8 protein-coding genes and 3 rRNA genes are annotated in these 18,455 nt (G+C 59.7%); 4 read left to right on the forward strand and 7 right to left on the reverse strand.

Annotated elements, in window-relative coordinates:
* Positions 1 to 75: 75 nt before the first annotated feature.
* Positions 76 to 2,955, reverse strand: coding sequence for an excinuclease ABC subunit UvrA (gene uvrA, locus DW171_RS00660; RefSeq protein WP_118270161.1), 2,880 nt, complete (start codon positions 2,953 to 2,955; stop codon positions 76 to 78).
* Positions 2,956 to 3,148: 193 nt separating this feature from the next.
* Between uvrA and DW171_RS00665 the strand changes: the two genes are divergently transcribed.
* From DW171_RS00665 to DW171_RS00680, 4 genes are all read left to right on the forward strand, one after another.
* Entirely contained in the window at positions 3,149 to 5,302 is a 2,154-nt protein-coding gene (locus tag DW171_RS00665; RefSeq protein ID WP_158570985.1) for an LTA synthase family protein, read from the forward strand.
* A 145-nt stretch (positions 5,303 to 5,447) separates the two neighbouring features.
* On the forward strand, positions 5,448 to 6,278 hold the full coding sequence (locus tag DW171_RS00670; protein ID WP_118270163.1) for an Mrp/NBP35 family ATP-binding protein: 831 nt from the start codon (positions 5,448 to 5,450) through the stop codon (positions 6,276 to 6,278).
* Positions 6,279 to 7,550, forward strand: coding sequence for an NAD(P)/FAD-dependent oxidoreductase (locus DW171_RS00675; RefSeq protein WP_118270164.1), 1,272 nt, complete (start codon positions 6,279 to 6,281; stop codon positions 7,548 to 7,550). It abuts the gene before it with no gap.
* Between the two features lie 80 nt (positions 7,551 to 7,630).
* On the forward strand, positions 7,631 to 9,271 hold the full coding sequence (locus DW171_RS00680) for an NAD(P)/FAD-dependent oxidoreductase (protein WP_118270165.1): 1,641 nt from the start codon (positions 7,631 to 7,633) through the stop codon (positions 9,269 to 9,271).
* Positions 9,272 to 9,336: 65 nt separating this feature from the next.
* On the opposite strand, the gene uvrB is transcribed toward DW171_RS00680, so the two are convergent.
* From uvrB to DW171_RS00710, 6 genes are all read right to left on the reverse strand, one after another.
* Positions 9,337 to 11,577, reverse strand: a complete 2,241-nt coding sequence (uvrB, locus tag DW171_RS00685) for an excinuclease ABC subunit UvrB (RefSeq protein ID WP_118270166.1) — start codon at positions 11,575 to 11,577, stop codon at positions 9,337 to 9,339.
* 51 nt (positions 11,578 to 11,628) lie between these two features.
* On the reverse strand, positions 11,629 to 12,210 hold the full coding sequence (locus DW171_RS00690) for a lytic transglycosylase domain-containing protein (RefSeq protein ID WP_117759573.1): 582 nt from the start codon (positions 12,208 to 12,210) through the stop codon (positions 11,629 to 11,631).
* Positions 12,203 to 12,844 (reverse strand): dephospho-CoA kinase, encoded by a 642-nt coding sequence (gene coaE / locus DW171_RS00695; RefSeq protein ID WP_117635947.1) that lies wholly within the window; start codon positions 12,842 to 12,844, stop codon positions 12,203 to 12,205. Before coaE ends, DW171_RS00690 begins: the two co-directional genes overlap by 8 nt.
* A gap of 194 nt (positions 12,845 to 13,038) precedes the next feature.
* Positions 13,039 to 13,154: ribosomal RNA gene (gene rrf, locus DW171_RS00700) — 5S ribosomal RNA — on the reverse strand.
* A gap of 145 nt (positions 13,155 to 13,299) precedes the next feature.
* Positions 13,300 to 16,272 (reverse strand): 23S ribosomal RNA (locus tag DW171_RS00705).
* 395 nt (positions 16,273 to 16,667) lie between these two features.
* Positions 16,668 to 18,174: ribosomal RNA gene (locus tag DW171_RS00710) — 16S ribosomal RNA — on the reverse strand.
* The 16S, 23S and 5S rRNA genes sit together here, the layout of an rRNA operon.
* Positions 18,175 to 18,455 lie beyond the last annotated feature (281 nt).

An 18,455-nucleotide genomic window follows, 5' to 3' on the forward strand; every position in this document is an offset into this window, starting at 1 on the left:
GCATACGTCACTTCGACACAGCAAGCGCCATCGAATCACAAGGAGTCGATGGCGCCCATAAACTGAATCGCCTATTTATTGAGCATCAAGTTGAGCCTGACGCTCCCGGTCACGCCTGAGCAACGGCGCCAAAAACTTGCCCGTATAACTCTGCGGACAGTCCGCAACCTGCTCCGGTGTGCCCGAAACCACGACGGTTCCGCCGCCGTTACCGCCCTCGGGGCCCATATCGATTAGGCGGTCGGCAACCTTGATGACATCAAGGTTGTGTTCAATCACCAGCACCGTGTTGCCCGCATCGACCAAGCGCTGCAGCACATCGAGCAGCTGGCGGACGTCCTCAAAATGAAGGCCGGTCGTCGGCTCGTCCAAAATATAGAACGTCTTGCCCGTCTGGCGTCGATGAAGCTCCTTGGCGAGCTTCACACGCTGCGCCTCGCCGCCCGAGAGCGTCGTGGCGGGCTGGCCCAGGCTCACGTAGCCCAAGCCTACATCGTACAGCGTCTGGAGCTTGCGCTTAATCTGCGGGATATTCCCAAAGAAGGCCAGCGCCTCGGTGACGCTCATGTCGAGCACGTCCGAGATGGTCTTGCCACGGTAGGTGACCTCAAGCGTCTCGCGGTTGTAGCGTTTACCGCCGCAGACCTCACAGGGGACATAGATATCGGGAAGGAAGTGCATCTCGATCTTGATCTGTCCGTCGCCCTTGCACGCCTCACAGCGCCCGCCACTCACATTAAAGGAGAAACGACCCGGCGAGTAGCCGCGCGCCTTCGACTCCGGCGTACTCGCAAACAGCGCGCGCAGATCATCCCACAGGCCAATGTACGTAGCAGGGTTGGAACGCGGCGTGCGGCCAATCGGCGACTGGTCGATATCGATAACCTTATCGATGCACTCGATGCCCTCGATTTTCTTATACGGGCCCACAGGACGCGTCGAACGATGAATGGCATTCGTAAGGGCAGGTGCGATGGTATCGGTAACCAGGGAGCTCTTACCCGATCCCGACACGCCGGTAACAACCGTAAGCGTACCAAACTCGATCTTGGCGGTAACGTTTTTGAGGTTGTTGGCGCGGGCGCCCGTGATCTTAAGGCAGCCGCGACCGGGCTTGCGACGTTCATCGGGAACCCGAATCATTCGCTTGCCGGTCAGGTAGGCACCCGTCATCGAATCGGGGCACGCCATGATATCGGCAGGCGTTCCCGCGGCGACCACGTGTCCGCCGTTCACGCCCGCGCCGGGGCCCATGTCGATCACATAGTCGGCAGCACGAATCGTATCCTCATCATGCTCGACGACGATGACGGTATTGCCGATATCGCGTAGGCGCTCAAGCGTCTTGATCAGGCGCTCGTTATCGCGCTGATGGAGGCCGATCGATGGCTCGTCCAAAATGTACAGGACACCCATGAGGCCGGCGCCGATCTGCGTTGCCAGGCGAATGCGCTGGGCCTCGCCTCCGGAAAGCGTCGCCGAGGCACGGTCGAGGGTCAGATAGTCGAGTCCGACATCGACCAGAAAGCGTAGGCGCTCCAGGATTTCCTTAACGATGCGCCCGCCGATAAATTGTTGGCGCTCGGTAAGCTCCAAGTCCTCAAAAAACTCGAGCGACTCGCGGCACGATAGGCAGCAGACCTCGTAAATGGACTTACCGCCTACGGTAACGGCGAGCATCTCGGGGCGCAGACGAGCACCATGGCAACTCGAGCACGGCTCCTCGCGGATGTACTTCTCCAAGCGCGCCTTGGTGTTCTCATTCGTCGTCTCGGCATAGCGCTCGTACAGGATATTGCGCACGCCCGAGAACTTGGTGTCCCACTGGCTGCGGCGCCCATCGAGCTTTTGATAGTCGACCGAAATCTTCTGGTCGCCCATGCCGTCTAAAAACGCGCGACGCACCCGCGGAGGCAGATCCTCCCACGGCGTATCGACGCTCACCTTAAAGTGTTTGCAGACCGCAGCGAAAATCTGCGGATAGTAGTTAGAGTTGCCAAACAGGCTGCCAAAGACCCCGTCGGCGATCGACTTCGAGGGGTCTTCGATTAGGGCCTCGGCATCGACCGTCTTCTTAAAGCCCAGGCCGTCGCACTCTGGGCACGCGCCATAGGGCGCGTTGAACGAGAAATCACGCGGCTGCAGGTCATCGATGGAGTGCCCATGCTCCGGGCACGCTAACGCCAGCGAATACTCCAGCAACTCGCCTTCGGTCCCCTCGGGAGCGTCGCGGTCGGGCAGCAAGTATACGTTCACATTGCCGTGCGCCAGCGCGGTCGCCTGCTCAACAGACTCGGCGATACGGCCCAGAGACTTCTCACGGATCACGATGCGATCGACCACGACCTCGATATCGTGCTTGAACTTCTTGTCCAGATCGATCGGATCGTCGAGCGAGCGCACTTCACCGTCGACACGCACGCGGCTAAAGCCCTCGGCGCGAAGATCCTCAAACAGTTTGGTGTACTCGCCTTTTCGACCGCGCACCACCGGTGCCAGCACAAACGCGCGGCGGCCCTCCCCCGCCGTCAAGACCTTGTCGGCAACCTGGTCGGTCGTCTGGCGCTCAATGACACGGCCGCATTCGGGACAGTGCGGGGTGCCCACACGGGCGAACAGCAGGCGCAGATAGTCATAAATCTCGGTTACGGTGCCAACCGTCGAGCGAGGGTTTTTAGACGTCGTCTTTTGGTCGATCGACACCGCCGGCGAAAGGCCGTCGATTGAATCCAAGTCGGGTTTGTCCATCTGGCCCAAGAACTGGCGCGCATAACTCGAAAGGCTCTCGACGTATCGACGCTGGCCCTCGGCATAGATAGTGTCGAATGCCAGCGAACTCTTGCCCGAGCCAGAAAGACCGGTAATGACCACGAGTTGGTCACGCGGAATGGAAACATCGATATCACGGAGGTTGTGCTCACGAGCGCCGCGAATAACGATAGAAGAATCAGACATGGAAGCTCCTTGCCTCCTATTGCATCGAATCATACTGCCGATGAGTTTAGCGCACTCGACGCGCACAGATGTTCGTAATACAAGATTCGCAGACCTTTAGCTTTGCGTATCGGGCGCTTTGTTTCTCGAAATGCCGTGGAAAGGTTACAGTAATCTAATACTGAACTTAATTTGCTGTACCAGAGGAACGTCCATGACCGAAGATATCCCCCTTGAAATCACTTCGAGCGACATGGCCAATCTGCCCATATTCATCGCCGTCCTTATCGTGGCCGCCGTCGTCGTGCGCGTGTATTTTTCAATCAAACGCAACGAAAAGCCACCCATTGCCCGCGTCTTTTGGTGCGCGACGCTCCTCATCCCGCTCGGCGTGGTAGCTGCATGGGTTACGAATCAATTGCTCGTAAATGAGGGCAGCTCCCTATGGGTCCTTTCTTATTCGGCGCTCGGTGCTGCCGCCGTCATGCTTCTTGTCGAGCCCTTGGTTTCGGGACTTATCGACCAAACCGACCTTGCGACGGGAACGGTTGCCTGTATTTGCCGTGACATCCTTGTCATCGCCGCTGTTTCAGCGCTCTCGTTCGTTTCACTCGAAATTGCCTGCAACGAAACGTTCTATCGCATTCCCGCCAACTCATTCGGGTTTTCCGTCGGGCTGCTCGCGACGGTTCTGCTCTCCCTTTATTTGCTGGGACAGCGTCATGGAGGCGTCATGGCTCTCGTGCCCGTCGTCTGCTGCATCCTTGGCATTGCCGAGCACTTCGTCATAACGTTTAAAGGCGAAGCCATCCTGCCAAGCGATATCTTGGCCCTTGGCACCGCAATGGAAGTGAGCGAGGGATACGAGTTTACCTTTACCGCCGGAATCGTAACCTCTCTCGCCCTGCTGGAGATTTCCCTGGGGCTTCTTTCGCTCATCCGACCGCGAAAGCTCCGTACGCCCACCCATGTCTTCCCCGCTATCGCCACTAACCTCTGTGCTTTTCTGCTAGTGACCGTTGTGGGGCTCTCAGGCTTTTCCAACATCGACTTGGAGCAGGCGCTGGATTTTGGATTTGACCGTTGGCAGCCCATCACCACGTATGCGTCTCAGGGTTTTATCACTTCGTTCACCGAAATGGTCAACGAGTTGCCCATTGAGAAGCCCGAAGACTATACGCCCGATGAGGCGCAGAGCATCGAGCAGGAGCTCGCCGCCGCCTACGACAGCACATATGGCTCGAGCGAGCAGCGCGCGGCGGCCGTTGCCCAGTTCAATGAAATCAAGCCGACGATTGTTGCCGTCATGAATGAGAGTTTTAGCGACCTTTCGTGCTTTGAGCAGCTCCAGGCGGCCGGGTACACCGGCCCCGCATTCTACAACTCGCTTCCCGACACACTTGTTCGCGGCACCATGCTCGCTTCGGTCGCCGGTGGCGGAACGGCGAACTCCGAATTCGAATTTTTGACTGGAGCGACAACGGCCTTTGTCGGATTAGGCAAGATCCCCTATCAGCTGTATCAGATGAATGGCGTCAACAGCCTGGCAAAGAACCTTAAAGAGCTTGGGTATACCGCCACCGCTATGCACCCGCAAAACCCCGTCAACTACCATCGAGATAAAATCTATCAGCAGCTGGGCTTTGGAGACTTTCTTTCAATCGGCGATTTCGAAGGTGCGCCCTATTACCATGCCGGCGTATGCGACTACGCCACCTACGACAAGATACTCGACCTGCTTAGAACCGACGAAGCGCCGCAGTTCATCTTTGACGTCACGATGCAAAATCACGGCGGCTACGACTATGGCACCGTTCCCGCCGAAGAGCTGACAAACTATTGGGTCGAGGGAGCCAGCGAAGGCGCCAACAGCGCGCTCAACACCTATCTCACCTGCATCAACGCATCCGACCGGGACCTCGAGTACTTTATCAACGAGCTCCGCAACATCGGCAGACCGGTTGTTCTTGTCTTTTTTGGCGACCATCAGCCGAGCGCCGCAACGACTCTCAACGACGAGCTGTACCCTCAGGAAGATACGGCAAGCCACGCTTTCCGTATCTATCAGTCGACATATCTCGTCTGGGCTAACTATGAGATCGCCGGCAATACCGAGCTCAACGTCTACGACACCGTCGGGGCAAACGAGATTGCAGCCATTACCCTTAATAAGATCGGCGCCCCGCTCACCAATTACCAAAAGGCCCTGCTTGCGACAAGGTCAGATGTGCCCACCATCAATGTCGCCGGCTATCTCGGTGCCGACGGGCTGCGCTACGACTTGGAATCGGAAGACAGCCCCTACGCCTCGACGATCGACAAGCTGCAGCGCATGCAATACCTCGAGTTCGCCAGCAAAGTTCAGTAAGCCCGCCCATTCGCTTGGGCCCATCGTATTGCAAGCACGCTCGGCCCAAACGCATCGCAAATGACTCCCGCTCGCAAACGAGGGTACAATGACGCTCGTGTCACATCGCGGGGCCCCGGCCCCAGCATATACAAAGGAGTCATACATGGGTTGCGAACACGCACAGGCCGCCGGCGGACAAACGTCGCCGTCGCAATTTGAGGAGAACACGCTGTCCGAGGTCAAGCGCGTCATCGCCGTGCTTTCCGGCAAGGGCGGTGTCGGCAAGTCATTTGTCACCGGTGCCATCGCCACCGAGCTTGCCCGTCACGGCCGCAAGGTCGGCGTCCTCGATGCCGACATCACCGGTCCCTCTATCCCCAAGATGTTCGGTATGAGTGGACGCCACGTCCATGCCCTTGGCAACCTTATGCTGCCCGAAATCTCCGAGCACGGCGTCAAGGTCATGAGCTCCAACCTGCTGCTCCAAAACGAGACCGACCCCGTCCTTTGGCGCGGTCCGGTCATCGCAGGCGCCATTAGGCAGTTCTGGAGCGAGACCTCGTGGGGCCCCATCGACTACCTACTGGTCGACATGCCTCCGGGAACAGGCGACGTCGCGCTCACCGTCTTCCAGTCGCTGCCGGTCGACGGCATCGTCATCGTCACGAGCCCGCAGGATCTGGTCTCGATGATCGTCGCCAAGGCGGTCAACATGGCCGAGAAGATGAACGTCCCCATTCTGGGCATTGTCGAGAACATGAGCTATATTGAGTGCCCCGACTGCGGCAAGAAGATCGAGGTCTTTGGCAAGAGCAAGCTCCCCGAGGTCGCAAAGCACTATAACCTCGACATCTTGGGCCAGCTTCCCATTAATCCGGCACTCGCCGAGGCCTGCGATAAGGGCGAGGTCGAGACCGCGCTGCCCGATGGCATGTTGCCCAAGGCAGTCTCTGCCGTCGAGGCTATTACCCCGCACGAGACCGACGAGGCCTAAGTGAACGCGAGCGCCCTCTATGACGTCTTGGTAATCGGCGGCGGGGCTTCAGGCCTCGCCGCCGCCATTACGGCCGCACGCGCTGGCAAAAGCGTCTGCATCGTTGAGCGCGATGTCGCCTGCGGCCTCAAGCTCCTTGCGACCGGTAACGGCCGCTGCAACCTCTCCAACGAATCGATTGATCCTCAGCGGTATAACCACCCCGCATTCGTCGAATCCGTCATGGGCCCCCAGCCCGAACAAGAGCTTATGGGTTTCTTCTCCTCGCTGGGTATCATGACAACCTCCGAGGAAGGCCGGCTGTACCCGCGCTCCCTTCGCGCCGAATCGGTGCGCGACGCGCTTCTCAACGTTTGCGACCGCCTAGGTATCACCTTAATCTGCGGAGCCAACGTTGCCTCGGCGCACAAAGCTTCCGAAGGCTGGGCACTCCAAATAGACCGTCCAGCGCGGGCGCTCAAGGCAAAAAAGCACGATGACCGAAAATCGGAGCTCCGCTCGCTTCGGAAAGCGCTCGCCGATGTCCCTCGCAAGAACGAGGCCCTGCAGGCACATGCCGTAATTATCGCTACGGGCGGCAACCCCACAGGTATCGCCGATACGTTTCGCCTCCCCCTCACTTCGCTGCGCCCCATCCTCTGCCCCGTATCGGCAACGGTCGTTGGCGATCGGGCGGCACTCAAGACGTTGGATGGCCTGCGCGTCCGTGCCCGCTTGACGCTCGCCCACAATCATAATGAGCTCTGGCACGAAGACGGTGAAGTGCTGTTTCGAACCTTCGGTATCTCGGGCGTCGCTGTCTTCAACCTCTCTCGTCGTATCCAGCACGGCGATACGATCCTGCTCGACGTTTTCCCCGACCTCTCCAAAGACGAGTTGCTCGATATGCTCAACCGGCGCGTTGAGCTGCTCGGCGGCTTTTCGCCCCGCGATCCCCGTTGGCTCGACGGCATGCTCGCCCCGCAACTCTCCCGAGTCGTCTGCACAGCGTTCGAGCAGTGCCATCCAGGCTCCAACGATGTCATCCACCTGGTCTCGATCCTCAAACACTTTAAGTTGCTCGTCGAGGGAACAGCCGAGGAGCGCTCAGCGCAGGTCACGCGTGGTGGCATATCTGTCGAGAGCATCTCAACACCCAGCCTACGCGCGTGCAGCGTTGTCGACGCCCCGCTTTACGTCTGCGGTGAAGCGCTCGACATCGACGCCGATTGCGGAGGCTTTAACCTTGCGTGGGCCTGGATCTCGGGCATTCGCGCTGCAAGCAGCCTGTAGCCGCGCAGTCTATAATCAAAAACGCATTCGGGCCGTCTGGAATACCGGACGGCCTCTTTCTTGCCTCTAAGGAGACCTCGATGATCGAAATCACCCAAGTCAACGCGTCGCTCGATGAAGCCGGCGATGAAAATGCCTGTCTCATTGTTGGCAAGCGAGTCGCCAAGCGCGTCCTACGTTGCAAGGACTCCGAGATCAAGTCCATCGAGCTCCACCGCAAATCAATCGACGCTCGCAAAAAACGAGACGTCCATTTTATCCTGAGCTTTCGTGTTGAGCTGACTAGTCCCCACCTCGAGCGAGAAGCGGTCGACAGCGTTGCCGAGCGTGACCGCTCGCGCGTACGCGCGATAGAAGACGATGAGCCTTCATTCCCCTCCCCCGCCTCCGACGCGCCTCAAGAACGCCCTGTCGTTGTCGGCGCCGGATGCGCCGGCCTTTTCGCTGCGCTTACGCTCGCCGAAGCAGGTCTTAAGCCCTTGCTCATCGAGCGCGGCGACCCGGCATTTCGCCGCTCGCAGGCGATCGACCTCTTTCTAAAGGAGCGCATCCTCGACCCCGAGAGCAATATCCAGTTTGGCCTGGGCGGCGCGGGGACCTTCTCGGACGGCAAGCTCAATACGGGAACCAAAAATCCCGCCCATCGCCTTATCCTCGAAACCTTCGTCGAGGCGGGTGCGCCCCGCGATATTCTGTGGGATGCCAAGCCGCACATTGGCTCCGACATCCTTCCCGCGGTCGTCACCACTATATCCCAGCGCATCGAGCAGCTCGGAGGTGTCGTCCGCTATCGAACGAAGCTCGTCGACATTCGCATCGACGCGTCTGGCGCCATCACCGGTATTGATGTCCAATCGTCCCAAGACGCCGCTTGCGAGCCAATCGAGACAAAGCACCTCATCCTCGCCTGTGGGCATTCCGCTCGCGATATTTTTGAGCTCCTTAAGGGCCACAACGTGGCCCTCGCACAAAAGACCTTTGCCATGGGCGTTCGCATCGAGCATCCGCAGCGCGACATCGACCGAGTCCAATACGGAGCCTCGGCGGGACATCCTGCCCTCGGAGCAGCCCCTTACAAGCTCGTCGCCCATCTTCCCAACGGCCGCAGCGTGTTCTCGTTTTGCATGTGCCCCGGCGGGCAGGTTGTCGCCGCCTCTTCCGAGCAGGGCCACCTGTGCGTCAACGGCGCCAGTCTCAATGCCCGCGACGGACGCAACGCAAATGCCGCCCTGCTCGTTAACGTCACACCCGAGGACCTTCCCAACGATGACCCGCTCGCCGGCATCGAGCTCCAGCGTGCCTGCGAGGCGGCCGCCTATCGCCTGGGCGGTTCCAACTGGAACGCACCGGCACAGCTCGTCGGAGATTTCCTCGCAGGACGTGCCAGCAAGGCGCCCGGAAAGGTAAAGCCCACCTATCCGCTCGGTGTGACCTGGACGGCAATTGACGAAGCCCTGCCGCAGCATATCGTCGAGTCGCTCCGCCTAGGACTTCCCCTACTCGGGAAAAAGCTACGCGGCTACGACCGCCCCGACGCCGTTCTTACCGGCGTGGAGACTCGTTCGAGCTCACCGGTCACTGTCACCCGAGACCGAACGTGCCATGCCATGTCGACCCCGGGCCTCTATCCTTGTGGTGAGGGAGCTGGATATGCCGGCGGCATCATGAGCGCGGCCACCGACGGCATCCGTTGTGCCGAAGCCCTGATCGCAGACCTCTAACGCACGAATTCCAGCGCGCAAAAGACACAGGCCCCGAGCTCCACAGGGAACTTGGGGCCTGTTCACTATTTCTTAAACCGTGCACCCTGGCGTTTTCTGCCCGATGCGAACGTGGAACCCTTGCGGGCCTGCGAACGTAAGCGCTCAATCGTCTCGTCCTCAGACGCACCCTCGAGCATCGCCCGAATCTGAACGACGGCATCGCGCAGGCGCGCCGCCTCCTCAAAGTCCATGGCGGCAGAAGCGTTACGCATATCCTCTTCCATGGTTTCGACGATCCGCACAAGCTCGTCATGCGGCAGTTCTTCCAACTGCTCCGCAAGTGTCTGCTCGGGCGCCACCGTTTCCGGCACGCCACCCTCGCCCGACTCATCGGGCGTATAGAATGCGCCATGTCCAAGAGAGTCGCCCTTCGAGCGCCCCTTGGAACCCACGGTTTTTTCGGCCTCGGCAATAAAACTTGAGATGTCGTTGATGGCCTTGCGCACCGTCTTGGGCACAATGCCATGCTCTTCGTTATATGCCATCTGAATCTCGCGACGGCGCTGCGTCTCCTCGATGGCCTCTTTCATCGAATCGGTCACAACGTCTGCATACATGATGACTTCGCCATCGGCGTTACGGGCCGCGCGGCCAATCGTCTGAATCAGCGAGCGGCGGTTGCGCAAGAAGCCTTCCTTATCGGCATCGAGAATTGCCACCAGTGAGACCTCGGGAAGGTCTAGGCCCTCGCGAAGCAGGTTGATGCCAACGAGAACATCGATCTTGCCCTCGCGCAGCGTTCGCAGGATCTCGACACGGTCCATCGTCGCTGTATCGGAGTGCATGTAATTGACCTTAATGCCGGCATCAAGCAGATGGTCGGTCAGGTCCTCGGCCATGCGCTTGGTGAGCGTGGTCACCAGCACGCGCTCCTTGCGGGCAACGCGCTCGCGAATCTCGTCCTCAAGATCGTCAATCTGCCCACGAACCGGACGCACATCGATCTTGGGGTCGAGCAGACCGGTCGGACGAATGATCTGCTCCACGTCGTTTTGGCTCACCCGCAGCTCGTAGTCGCCCGGTGTGGCCGAAACATAGATAAACTGGGGTATCCTTGCCTCAAACTCATCGAAACGAAGCGGGCGATTATCGAGTGCCGACGGAAGACGAAAACCATGCTCAACAAGCGTAACTTTGCGCGAACGGTCACCTTCGTGCATGCCGCGAATCTGCGGCACCGTCACATGGCTCTCGTCGATGATGCAGAGCATGTCCTTGGGAAAGTAGTCGATCAGGGTAAACGGCGGCTCGCCCGGCTTACGTCCATCCAGATGACGCGAGTAGTTCTCGATGCCGTTGCAAAAGCCCATCGTCTCGAGCATTTCGAGATCATAATCGGTACGTTGCTGCAGGCGCTGTGCCTCGAGCAACTTGTCGGTCGCCTTGAGCTCCGCCACGCGCTTCTCGCACTCTTCGCTGATCGATTTCAGAGCTGCCTTGACCTTCGGCTTCTCGGTCACGTAGTGCGATGCCGGCCATACGGGGATGGCCTCGTACTCACGAACCATCTCTCCGGTGACCTCATCGATCTCGGCAATCAGCTCGACCTCGTCGCCAAAGAACTCAAACCGCAACGGATGCTCGGCATAAGGCGGATACACGTCGACAACATCGCCGCGCACGCGGAACGTGCCGCGCGCCAGGTCATAGTCATTGCGATCATATTGAATGTCGATAAGTGCATGGATAAAGTCATCGCGCTCGAGCGGCACCTTCTTGTCGACGTTTGGAGCCAGACCCGCATAGTCCTCAGGAGAGCCAATGCCATAGATACACGAGACCGATGCGACGACGATCACATCGCGTCGAGAGAGCAGCGATGCGGTCGCCTGATGTCGCAGCATCTCGACCTCTTCGTTAATCGAGGAGTCTTTCTCGATATATGTATCGCTTTGCGGCACATACGCCTCGGGCTGATAGTAGTCGTAGTACGAGACAAAGTAGACCACAGCGTTATTGGGAAAGAACTCTTTGAGCTCGCTCGCAAGCTGAGCGGCGAGCGTTTTATTGGGAGCCATGACAAGCGTCGGCTTCCCCAGGGCCTCGATGGTTTTAGCCATCGTAAAGGTCTTGCCCGAACCAGTCACGCCCAGCAAAACCTGATAGCGATCTCCATCCCTCACGCCCTGCACAAGCGACTCAATGGCCTTAGGCTGAGAACCTGCAGGCTCATAAGGAGATACAACCTTAAACGGCACCTCAGAGCCCTCAACGCCAAAACGTTTGAGTTCTCCTCCAACACGCTCAACTTCAAATTCCGCCATGGATACTCCTAACTCATATATCTGCAGTATACGCAGGCGGCAGGCATAGTCCTATACGAACCGATCGGGATAGAGGGTCTTGTAGCGAACCCAGGCATTATTGACGCGAATCAGATACGCCTGCGTCTCGGGAAAGGTGATTGCATTGTGCAGCGACGTACTTTGCTGCGCCCATCCGTCGACATTGCCCATGCCGGCGTTATAGGCGGCAATAGCGCTATCCGTCGACCCGTTGAAATACGTTAAGAGATACGAGAGGTACGCACAGCCAAACTCGATATTCGTAGCCGGATCGTTAAGGTTGTCGGCCGAATACTCCCCACCGTCGACAAGACCCTTGGCGATCATATCCTGGGCAGTCTCGGGCATCAGCTGCATCAATCCCTGAGCACCCTGATTCGACTCAGCCTCGGGATCCCAATTCGATTCCGACTTAATGACAGCGCACACCAGATACGGATCCAGATTATGCGAAATACTCGATTGCTTTACATACGCCTCGTAGTCAATTGGATACAAAGGCTTAAAGAAGGCGGCAGGAGCATACGAGTAGACGAGCGAAATAAGGCCGAAGGCAAAAACGGCAGCCAGCGGTATAAGGCGATACCACGCAAAGAAACGTGTCTTAGGCATCGGCATCCTCCTTATTCGCAGTGTCTATAAACCCATGGCATGCAAGCCATGAGTCAAGCTGCTCAAAGAGCGAATTATCGCCTGCGGCATTATCAATCACCGTTGTAGCGAGATTGCACAGCGCAGACTCATCGGGCTGGCAAGCAGAACGGGCATCGAAATCAGATGGCTCCATGCCACGCTGAATAGCACGCTCGCGACGAACTGACAAAGGGGCGCTGATGACCAGAATTTCATCAGCCAAGCCAAATGCATCCTCAAAACCAGTCGGAGCAGAAACCTCGACCACCGCAAAGGGATAACGGGGGGAAGAAACCGTGCAGCAAACCGGATCAAGAATCCTCAGTGACAGCTGCTCAATGAGAACGGGGTGCACAATGCTATTGAGCCTCGCGACCGCATCAGGAGAAACAAAAGCTCGAGAAGCGAGTATGTTACGGCGAACGCCGCCCTCCTCGTCCAAAATATCCCAGCCAAATTCTTCCGCGAGGGCATTGACGATATCGGAGCCTGGCACATACAGCGATTTGGCAAGTTCGTCCAGATCGATGAGCATGGCGCCATGAGATTCGAGATAGCGGCAGGCAGTCGACTTACCCGAAGCAATATTGCCCAAGACAAAAACGGTAAACATCAAGTCCTCCCTAACGCCAATGGGAGTTATTATCGCGCAAATACAAAAGAAGGACTCAAAATACAGCCAAACAGTAAGACAAGCTAAAAGAAGGCGAGTTCTTGTATTACAGCTCTCTATAAAACGCAAAAAAGGGGGAGGCCGCGAGGCCTCCCCCTTCTGCAGTTCAAGCGTACGGCTCGGTGCCGTCCACCGGTCAGCGGCGCCCTGGCCTCCCACGGGCTGGCCCCGCAGTACTCTCGGCGCGATGGGGCTTAGCTTCCGGGTTCGGAACGGGACCGGGCGTGCCCCCCATGCTCTGGCCGCTGACCGGTGGGCGGCGCCCACCGTTACGGTGTCCTGGGTCTCATCTACGTGCCCTGGGGGCCGCATGGCGCATAGGGGAGGTGACTCGGGGGCATCCTCGTGCCCGGACCGCGCTTTCGAGCGCATGTCCCGCGGGCCGCGAGGTGCGGTTCCGGAAGAGCTCGGGCGATTAGTGCGGCTCGGCTGAGGACGTCGCCGTCCTTGCACCTGCCGTCTATCGACCAGGTAGTCTACCTGGGCCCTTACCGGAAGGAGAACTAATCCCTGGAACGGCTTCCCGCTTAGATGCCTTCAGCGGTTATCCGCGCCGCACGCGGCTACCCGGCCGTGCCGTTGGTCGACAACCGGTTCACCGGAGGTGCGTCCACCCCGGTCCTCTCGTACTGGGGGCAGCCTCCATCGATTCTCCTGCGCCCACGGAGGATAGGGACCGAACTGTCTCACGACGTTCTGAACCCAGCTCGCGTACCGCTTTAAACGGCGAACAGCCGTACCCTTGGGACCTGCTCCAGCCCCAGGATGCGATGAGCCGACATCGAGGTGCCAAACCTTGCCGTCGATGTGGACTCTTGGGCAAGATCAGCCTGTTATCCCCGGAGTACCTTTTATCCGTTGAGCGACGGCCCACCCACTCGGGGCCGCCGGATCACTAGAGCCTGCTTTCGCACCTGCTCGGCTTGTGGGCCTCGCAGTCAAGCCCGCTTGTACTCTTGCATTCAAAAGGACGGTTGCCGACCGTCCCGAGCGGACCTTCGCGCGCCTCCGTTACCCTTTAGGAGGCGACCGCCCCAGTCAAACTGCCCGCCTGGCACGGTCCCCGAGCCGGTTGACGGCCTCGGGTTAGGACGCCGGTCGCGCGAGGGCAGTATTCCAAGGGCGGCTCCCCGGGGGCTGGCGCCTCCGGATCTGTGCCTCCTGCCTATCCTCTACACGCGGGACCAGCGGCCAATGCCAAGCTGCAGTGAAGGTTCACGGGGTCTTTCCGTCCTTCCGCGGGTAAGTCGCATCTTCACGACCAGTGCAATTTCACCGGGTCCATGGTCGAGACAGCGCCCAAGTCGTTGCGCCTTTCGTGCAGGTCGGAACTTACCCGACAAGGAATTTCGCTACCTTAGGACCGTTATAGTTACGGCCGCCGTTTACCGGGGCTTGGCTTCGGGGCTTCGCCTTGCGGCTAACTCCTCCGCGTGACCTTCCGGCACCGGGCAGGCGTCAGACCCTATACGTCGCCTTGCGGCTTCTGCAGAGTCCTGTGTTTTTGGTAAACAGTCGCTTGGGCCTCTCCACTGCGGCCCGCCTCCGCTCCCCGGGCAAGCCGGTTCACGTACGCGCGGGCACCCCTTCTCCCGAAGTTACGGGGCCATTGTGCCGAGTTCCTTGACCATGGTTGACCCGATCGCCTCGGTATGTTCTACCCACCCACCTGTGTCGGTTTGCGGTACGGGCGCGCACGCGCCTGCCTAGGGGTTTTTCTAGGGACCTCGGGCTCACTCGCTTCGCTTGATCGCTTCGTCCGGAGCCTCGCCCTCGTGCGGACCGGATTTCCCTGGTCCGCGGGCCGCGCTCCATCACGGGGACGTCCAGAACCCCGCCGAGCCACCCCCATCCGTCGCCCCGTCGGTCGTAGCGCCGCGTGCGCGGTGCAGGAATGTCTGCCTGCTGCGCGTCGGCTACGCCTCCCGGCCTCGCCTTAGCCCCCGACTGACCCTGGGAGGATTAGCCTTGCCCAGGAAACCTCGGGTTCACGGCGGACGAGTTACTCTCTCGTCTCTCGCTACTCATGCCAGCATTCTCACTCCCATGCGCTCCACCGCCGGTCGCCCGGCGGCTTCGCCGCCCATGGGAAGCTCCCCTACCGATTCTGAAAATCAAAATCCCGCCGCTTCGGTGTCCAGCTTAGCCCCGTGTATTGTCGGCGCATGTCCACTCGACCAGTGAGCTGTTACGCACTCTTTGAATGGATGGCTGCTTCTAAGCCAACATCCTGGTTGTCTGGGCGGACGCACATCCTTTGCCACTCGGCTGGAACTTGGGGACCTTAGCGGGCGGTCCGGGCTGTTTCCCTCTCGAGCACACAGCTTAGCCCACATGCTCTGACTGCCGCGCTCTGGGCCGCCGGCATTCGGAGTTCGGTTGGATTCGGTAGGCGGCGAAGCCCCCTCGTCCATCCGGTGCTCTACCTCCGGCGGTGAACGCGCGACGCTAGCCCTAAAGCTATTTCGGGGAGAACGAGATATCTCCGGGTTTGATTGGCCTTTCACCCCTATCCGCAGGTCATCGCCGCCGTTTTCAACCGACGTGCGTTCGGCCCTCCACGGGGTCTTACCCCCGCTTCAGCCTGCCCACGGATAGCTCACCCGGCTTCGCGTCCGCGGCGCGGGACTCAAGTCGCCCTGTTAAGGCTCGCTTTCGCTCCGGCTCCCTTTCGGTTAACCTCGCCCCGCGCCAGCGACTCGCTGGCTCATTCTACAAAAGGCACGCCGTCACACCACAAGGGTGCTCCGACTGCTCGTGGGCGCACGGTTTCAGGTACTGTTTCACTCCCCTCCCGGGGTGCTTTTCACCTTTCCCTCACGGTACTGGTGCGCTATCGGTCACAGGGTAGTACTCAGGCTTGGATGGTGGTCCACCCAGGTTCGGACCGGGTTTCACGTGCCCGGCCCTACTCAGGGACCGCGTCGCGCCGTCCGGTCTGGGTTCGCGTACGGGGCTGTCACCCGCTGCGGCCGGCCCTCCCATGCCGTTCCGCTCCCCAGCCGGACCTGCGCCCGGGGGCGGCAGCCCCCGGATGCGCGGCCCTGCAACCCCGTCGGCGGAACCCCTGCCGGGTATGCCCGCTCGACGGTTTGGCCATCGGTCCCCTTTCGCTCGCCGCTACTCGGGGAGTCTCGAGATTGATTTCCTCTCCTCCGGGTACTTAGATGTTTCAGTTCCCCGGGTTGTCCTCCCGGCCCCTATGTGTTCGGGGCCGGGATATCCACACCTCTGTGGATGGGTTCGCCCATTCGGAGACCCCCGGGTCGAAGGATGTGTGCTCCTCGCCGGGGATTATCGCAGCTTGCCGCGTCCTTCATCGGCTCCCTGTGCCAAGGCATCCGCCGTGCGCCCGTGGTATCTTGCGGGACCGCTCTCGGGCCCGCGGGATATCCACGTGTCGCTAAAGTTAATTAATCGATATCATGAATAGCGCTCGTATGTCGCAATTCGGGTATCTCATACCGCGGCACAGTAGTTGACTGTGCTCGCGATCAGATGCTCCTCACTCATTAATAAGTGAATTCTTCTTGTTTGGATCGGATGAATGATTGCTATCATTCTGTCTTTAAATCGCAGAAAAGAATCGAGTCTGGAAGAATGATCTTCCATCTCTCTCCTATCGCTATGCGGCTCTCAAGGTACGCGGGTGCGACCCCGGGGACCGGGTGCTGCGGGGAATCATCCTGGCGACATCCACCGGACGGGCTCCTGCCCTCTATTCGAGTTAAAGTGTTTTCTCTCTAAGAATGTATCTCCCTAGAAAGGAGGTGATCCAGCCGCACCTTCCGGTACGGCTACCTTGTTACGACTTCACCCCCCTCACCCTCCACACCTTCGGCGCCTCCCCCCTTGACGGTTGGGCCGGCGACTTCGGGTGCAGACGACTCGGGTGGTGTGACGGGCGGTGTGTACAAGGCCCGGGAACGCATTCACCGCGGCATGCTGATCCGCGATTACTAGCAACTCCGACTTCATGGGGGCGGGTTGCAGCCCCCAATCCGAACTGGGGCCGGCTTTCCGGGATCCGCTCCCCCTCGCGGGGTGGCATCCCTCTGTACCGGCCATTGTAGCACGTGTGCAGCCCAGGGCATAAGGGGCATGATGACTTGACGTCGTCCCCGCCCTCCTCCGCCTTGACGGCGGCGGTCCCGCGTGGGTTCCCGGCATCACCCGATGGCAACACGCGGCGGGGGTTGCGCTCGTTGCGGGACTTAACCCAACATCTCACGACACGAGCTGACGACAGCCATGCACCACCTGTATGGGCTCCTCTCGGCCACGGGGTCTCCCCCGCTTCACCCATATGTCAAGCCCTGGTAAGGTTCTTCGCGTTGCTTCGAATTAAGCCACATGCTCCGCTGCTTGTGCGGGCCCCCGTCAATTCCTTTGAGTTTTAGCCTTGCGGCCGTACTCCCCAGGCGGGACGCTTAATGCGTTGGCTGCGGCACGGGGGGATCGTCCCCCCACACCTAGCGTCCATCGTTTACGGCTGGGACTACCAGGGTATCTAATCCTGTTCGCTCCCCCAGCTTTCGCGCCTCAGCGTCGGTCTCGGCCCAGAGGGCCGCCTTCGCCACCGGTGTTCCACCCGATATCTGCGCATTCCACCGCTACACCGGGTGTTCCACCCTCCCCTACCGGACCCAAGCCGCGGAGGTTCCGGGGGCTTCGGGGGGTTGAGCCCCCCGCTTCGACCCCCGGCCTGCCGGGCCGCCTACGCGCGCTTTACGCCCAATGAATCCGGATAACGCTCGCCCCCTACGTATTACCGCGGCTGCTGGCACGTAGTTAGCCGGGGCTTCTTCTGCAGGTACAGTCTTGACTCTTCCCTGCTGAAAGCGGTTTACGACCCGAAGGCCTCCGTCCCGCACGCGGCGTCGCTGCGTCAGGGTTCCCCCCATTGCGCAAGATTCCCCACTGCTGCCTCCCGTAGGAGTCTGGGCCGTGTCTCAGTCCCAATCTGGCCGGTCGGTCTCTCAACCCGGCTACCCGTTGTCGGCACGGTGGGCCGTCACCCCGCCGTCTACCTGATGGGCCGCGGAGCCATCCCCTCCCGTCGGGGCTTTAGCCGGGGTGCCATGCGGCACCCCGGGGTATCCGGTATTACCCGTCCTTTCGGGCGGCTATCCCGGGGGAGGGGGCAGGTTCTCCACGTGTTACTCAGCCGTTCGCCACTCGCTTCCCTCCGGAGAGGGGTGCCGTTCGACTTGCATGTGTTAGGCGCGCCGCCAGCGTTCATCCTGAGCCAGGATCGAACTCTCCGTCCAAATATGTTGGGCTTCGAGCCCGTCCGGTCCTCACAACTGTTACGCTGATCGGTTCCGTTCGATTCATATGGTTTTAGTATAGGAAAAGGAATTTCTCGGGGCCGCCTCTCGGCGGCCTTGCGAAAAACAAATCCAAGTTAGACCATTTCAAATGGTTCGATGTCTGCCCGGATGCGACACTGAGTGTGTCCATCCTCGCAGTATCCGGTTCTCAAGGTGCACGCTCGGCGGCTGGTCCGGTCCGACCGGGCCGCGCGGCAAGGAGATATATTGCCAGACCG

Source organism: Collinsella sp. AM15-2 (assembly GCF_003471985.1).
Taxonomy (GTDB): Bacteria; Actinomycetota; Coriobacteriia; order Coriobacteriales; family Coriobacteriaceae; genus Collinsella.

What these genes read in the sequence shown, in the direction of transcription:
- DW171_RS00670 (WP_118270163.1), top strand. Translation starts at nt 5,448, where the DNA reads ATGGGTTGCGAACACGCACAGGCCGCCGGCGGACAAACGTCGCCGTCG.
- DW171_RS00680 (WP_118270165.1), top strand. Translation starts at nt 7,631, where the DNA reads ATGATCGAAATCACCCAAGTCAACGCGTCGCTCGATGAAGCCGGCGAT.
- DW171_RS00690 (WP_117759573.1), bottom strand. Translation starts at nt 12,210, where the DNA reads ATGCCTAAGACACGTTTCTTTGCGTGGTATCGCCTTATACCGCTGGCT.
- DW171_RS00665 (WP_158570985.1), top strand. Translation starts at nt 3,149, where the DNA reads ATGACCGAAGATATCCCCCTTGAAATCACTTCGAGCGACATGGCCAAT.
- coaE (WP_117635947.1), bottom strand. Translation starts at nt 12,844, where the DNA reads ATGTTTACCGTTTTTGTCTTGGGCAATATTGCTTCGGGTAAGTCGACT.
- uvrA (WP_118270161.1), bottom strand. Translation starts at nt 2,955, where the DNA reads ATGTCTGATTCTTCTATCGTTATTCGCGGCGCTCGTGAGCACAACCTC.
- uvrB (WP_118270166.1), bottom strand. Translation starts at nt 11,577, where the DNA reads ATGGCGGAATTTGAAGTTGAGCGTGTTGGAGGAGAACTCAAACGTTTT.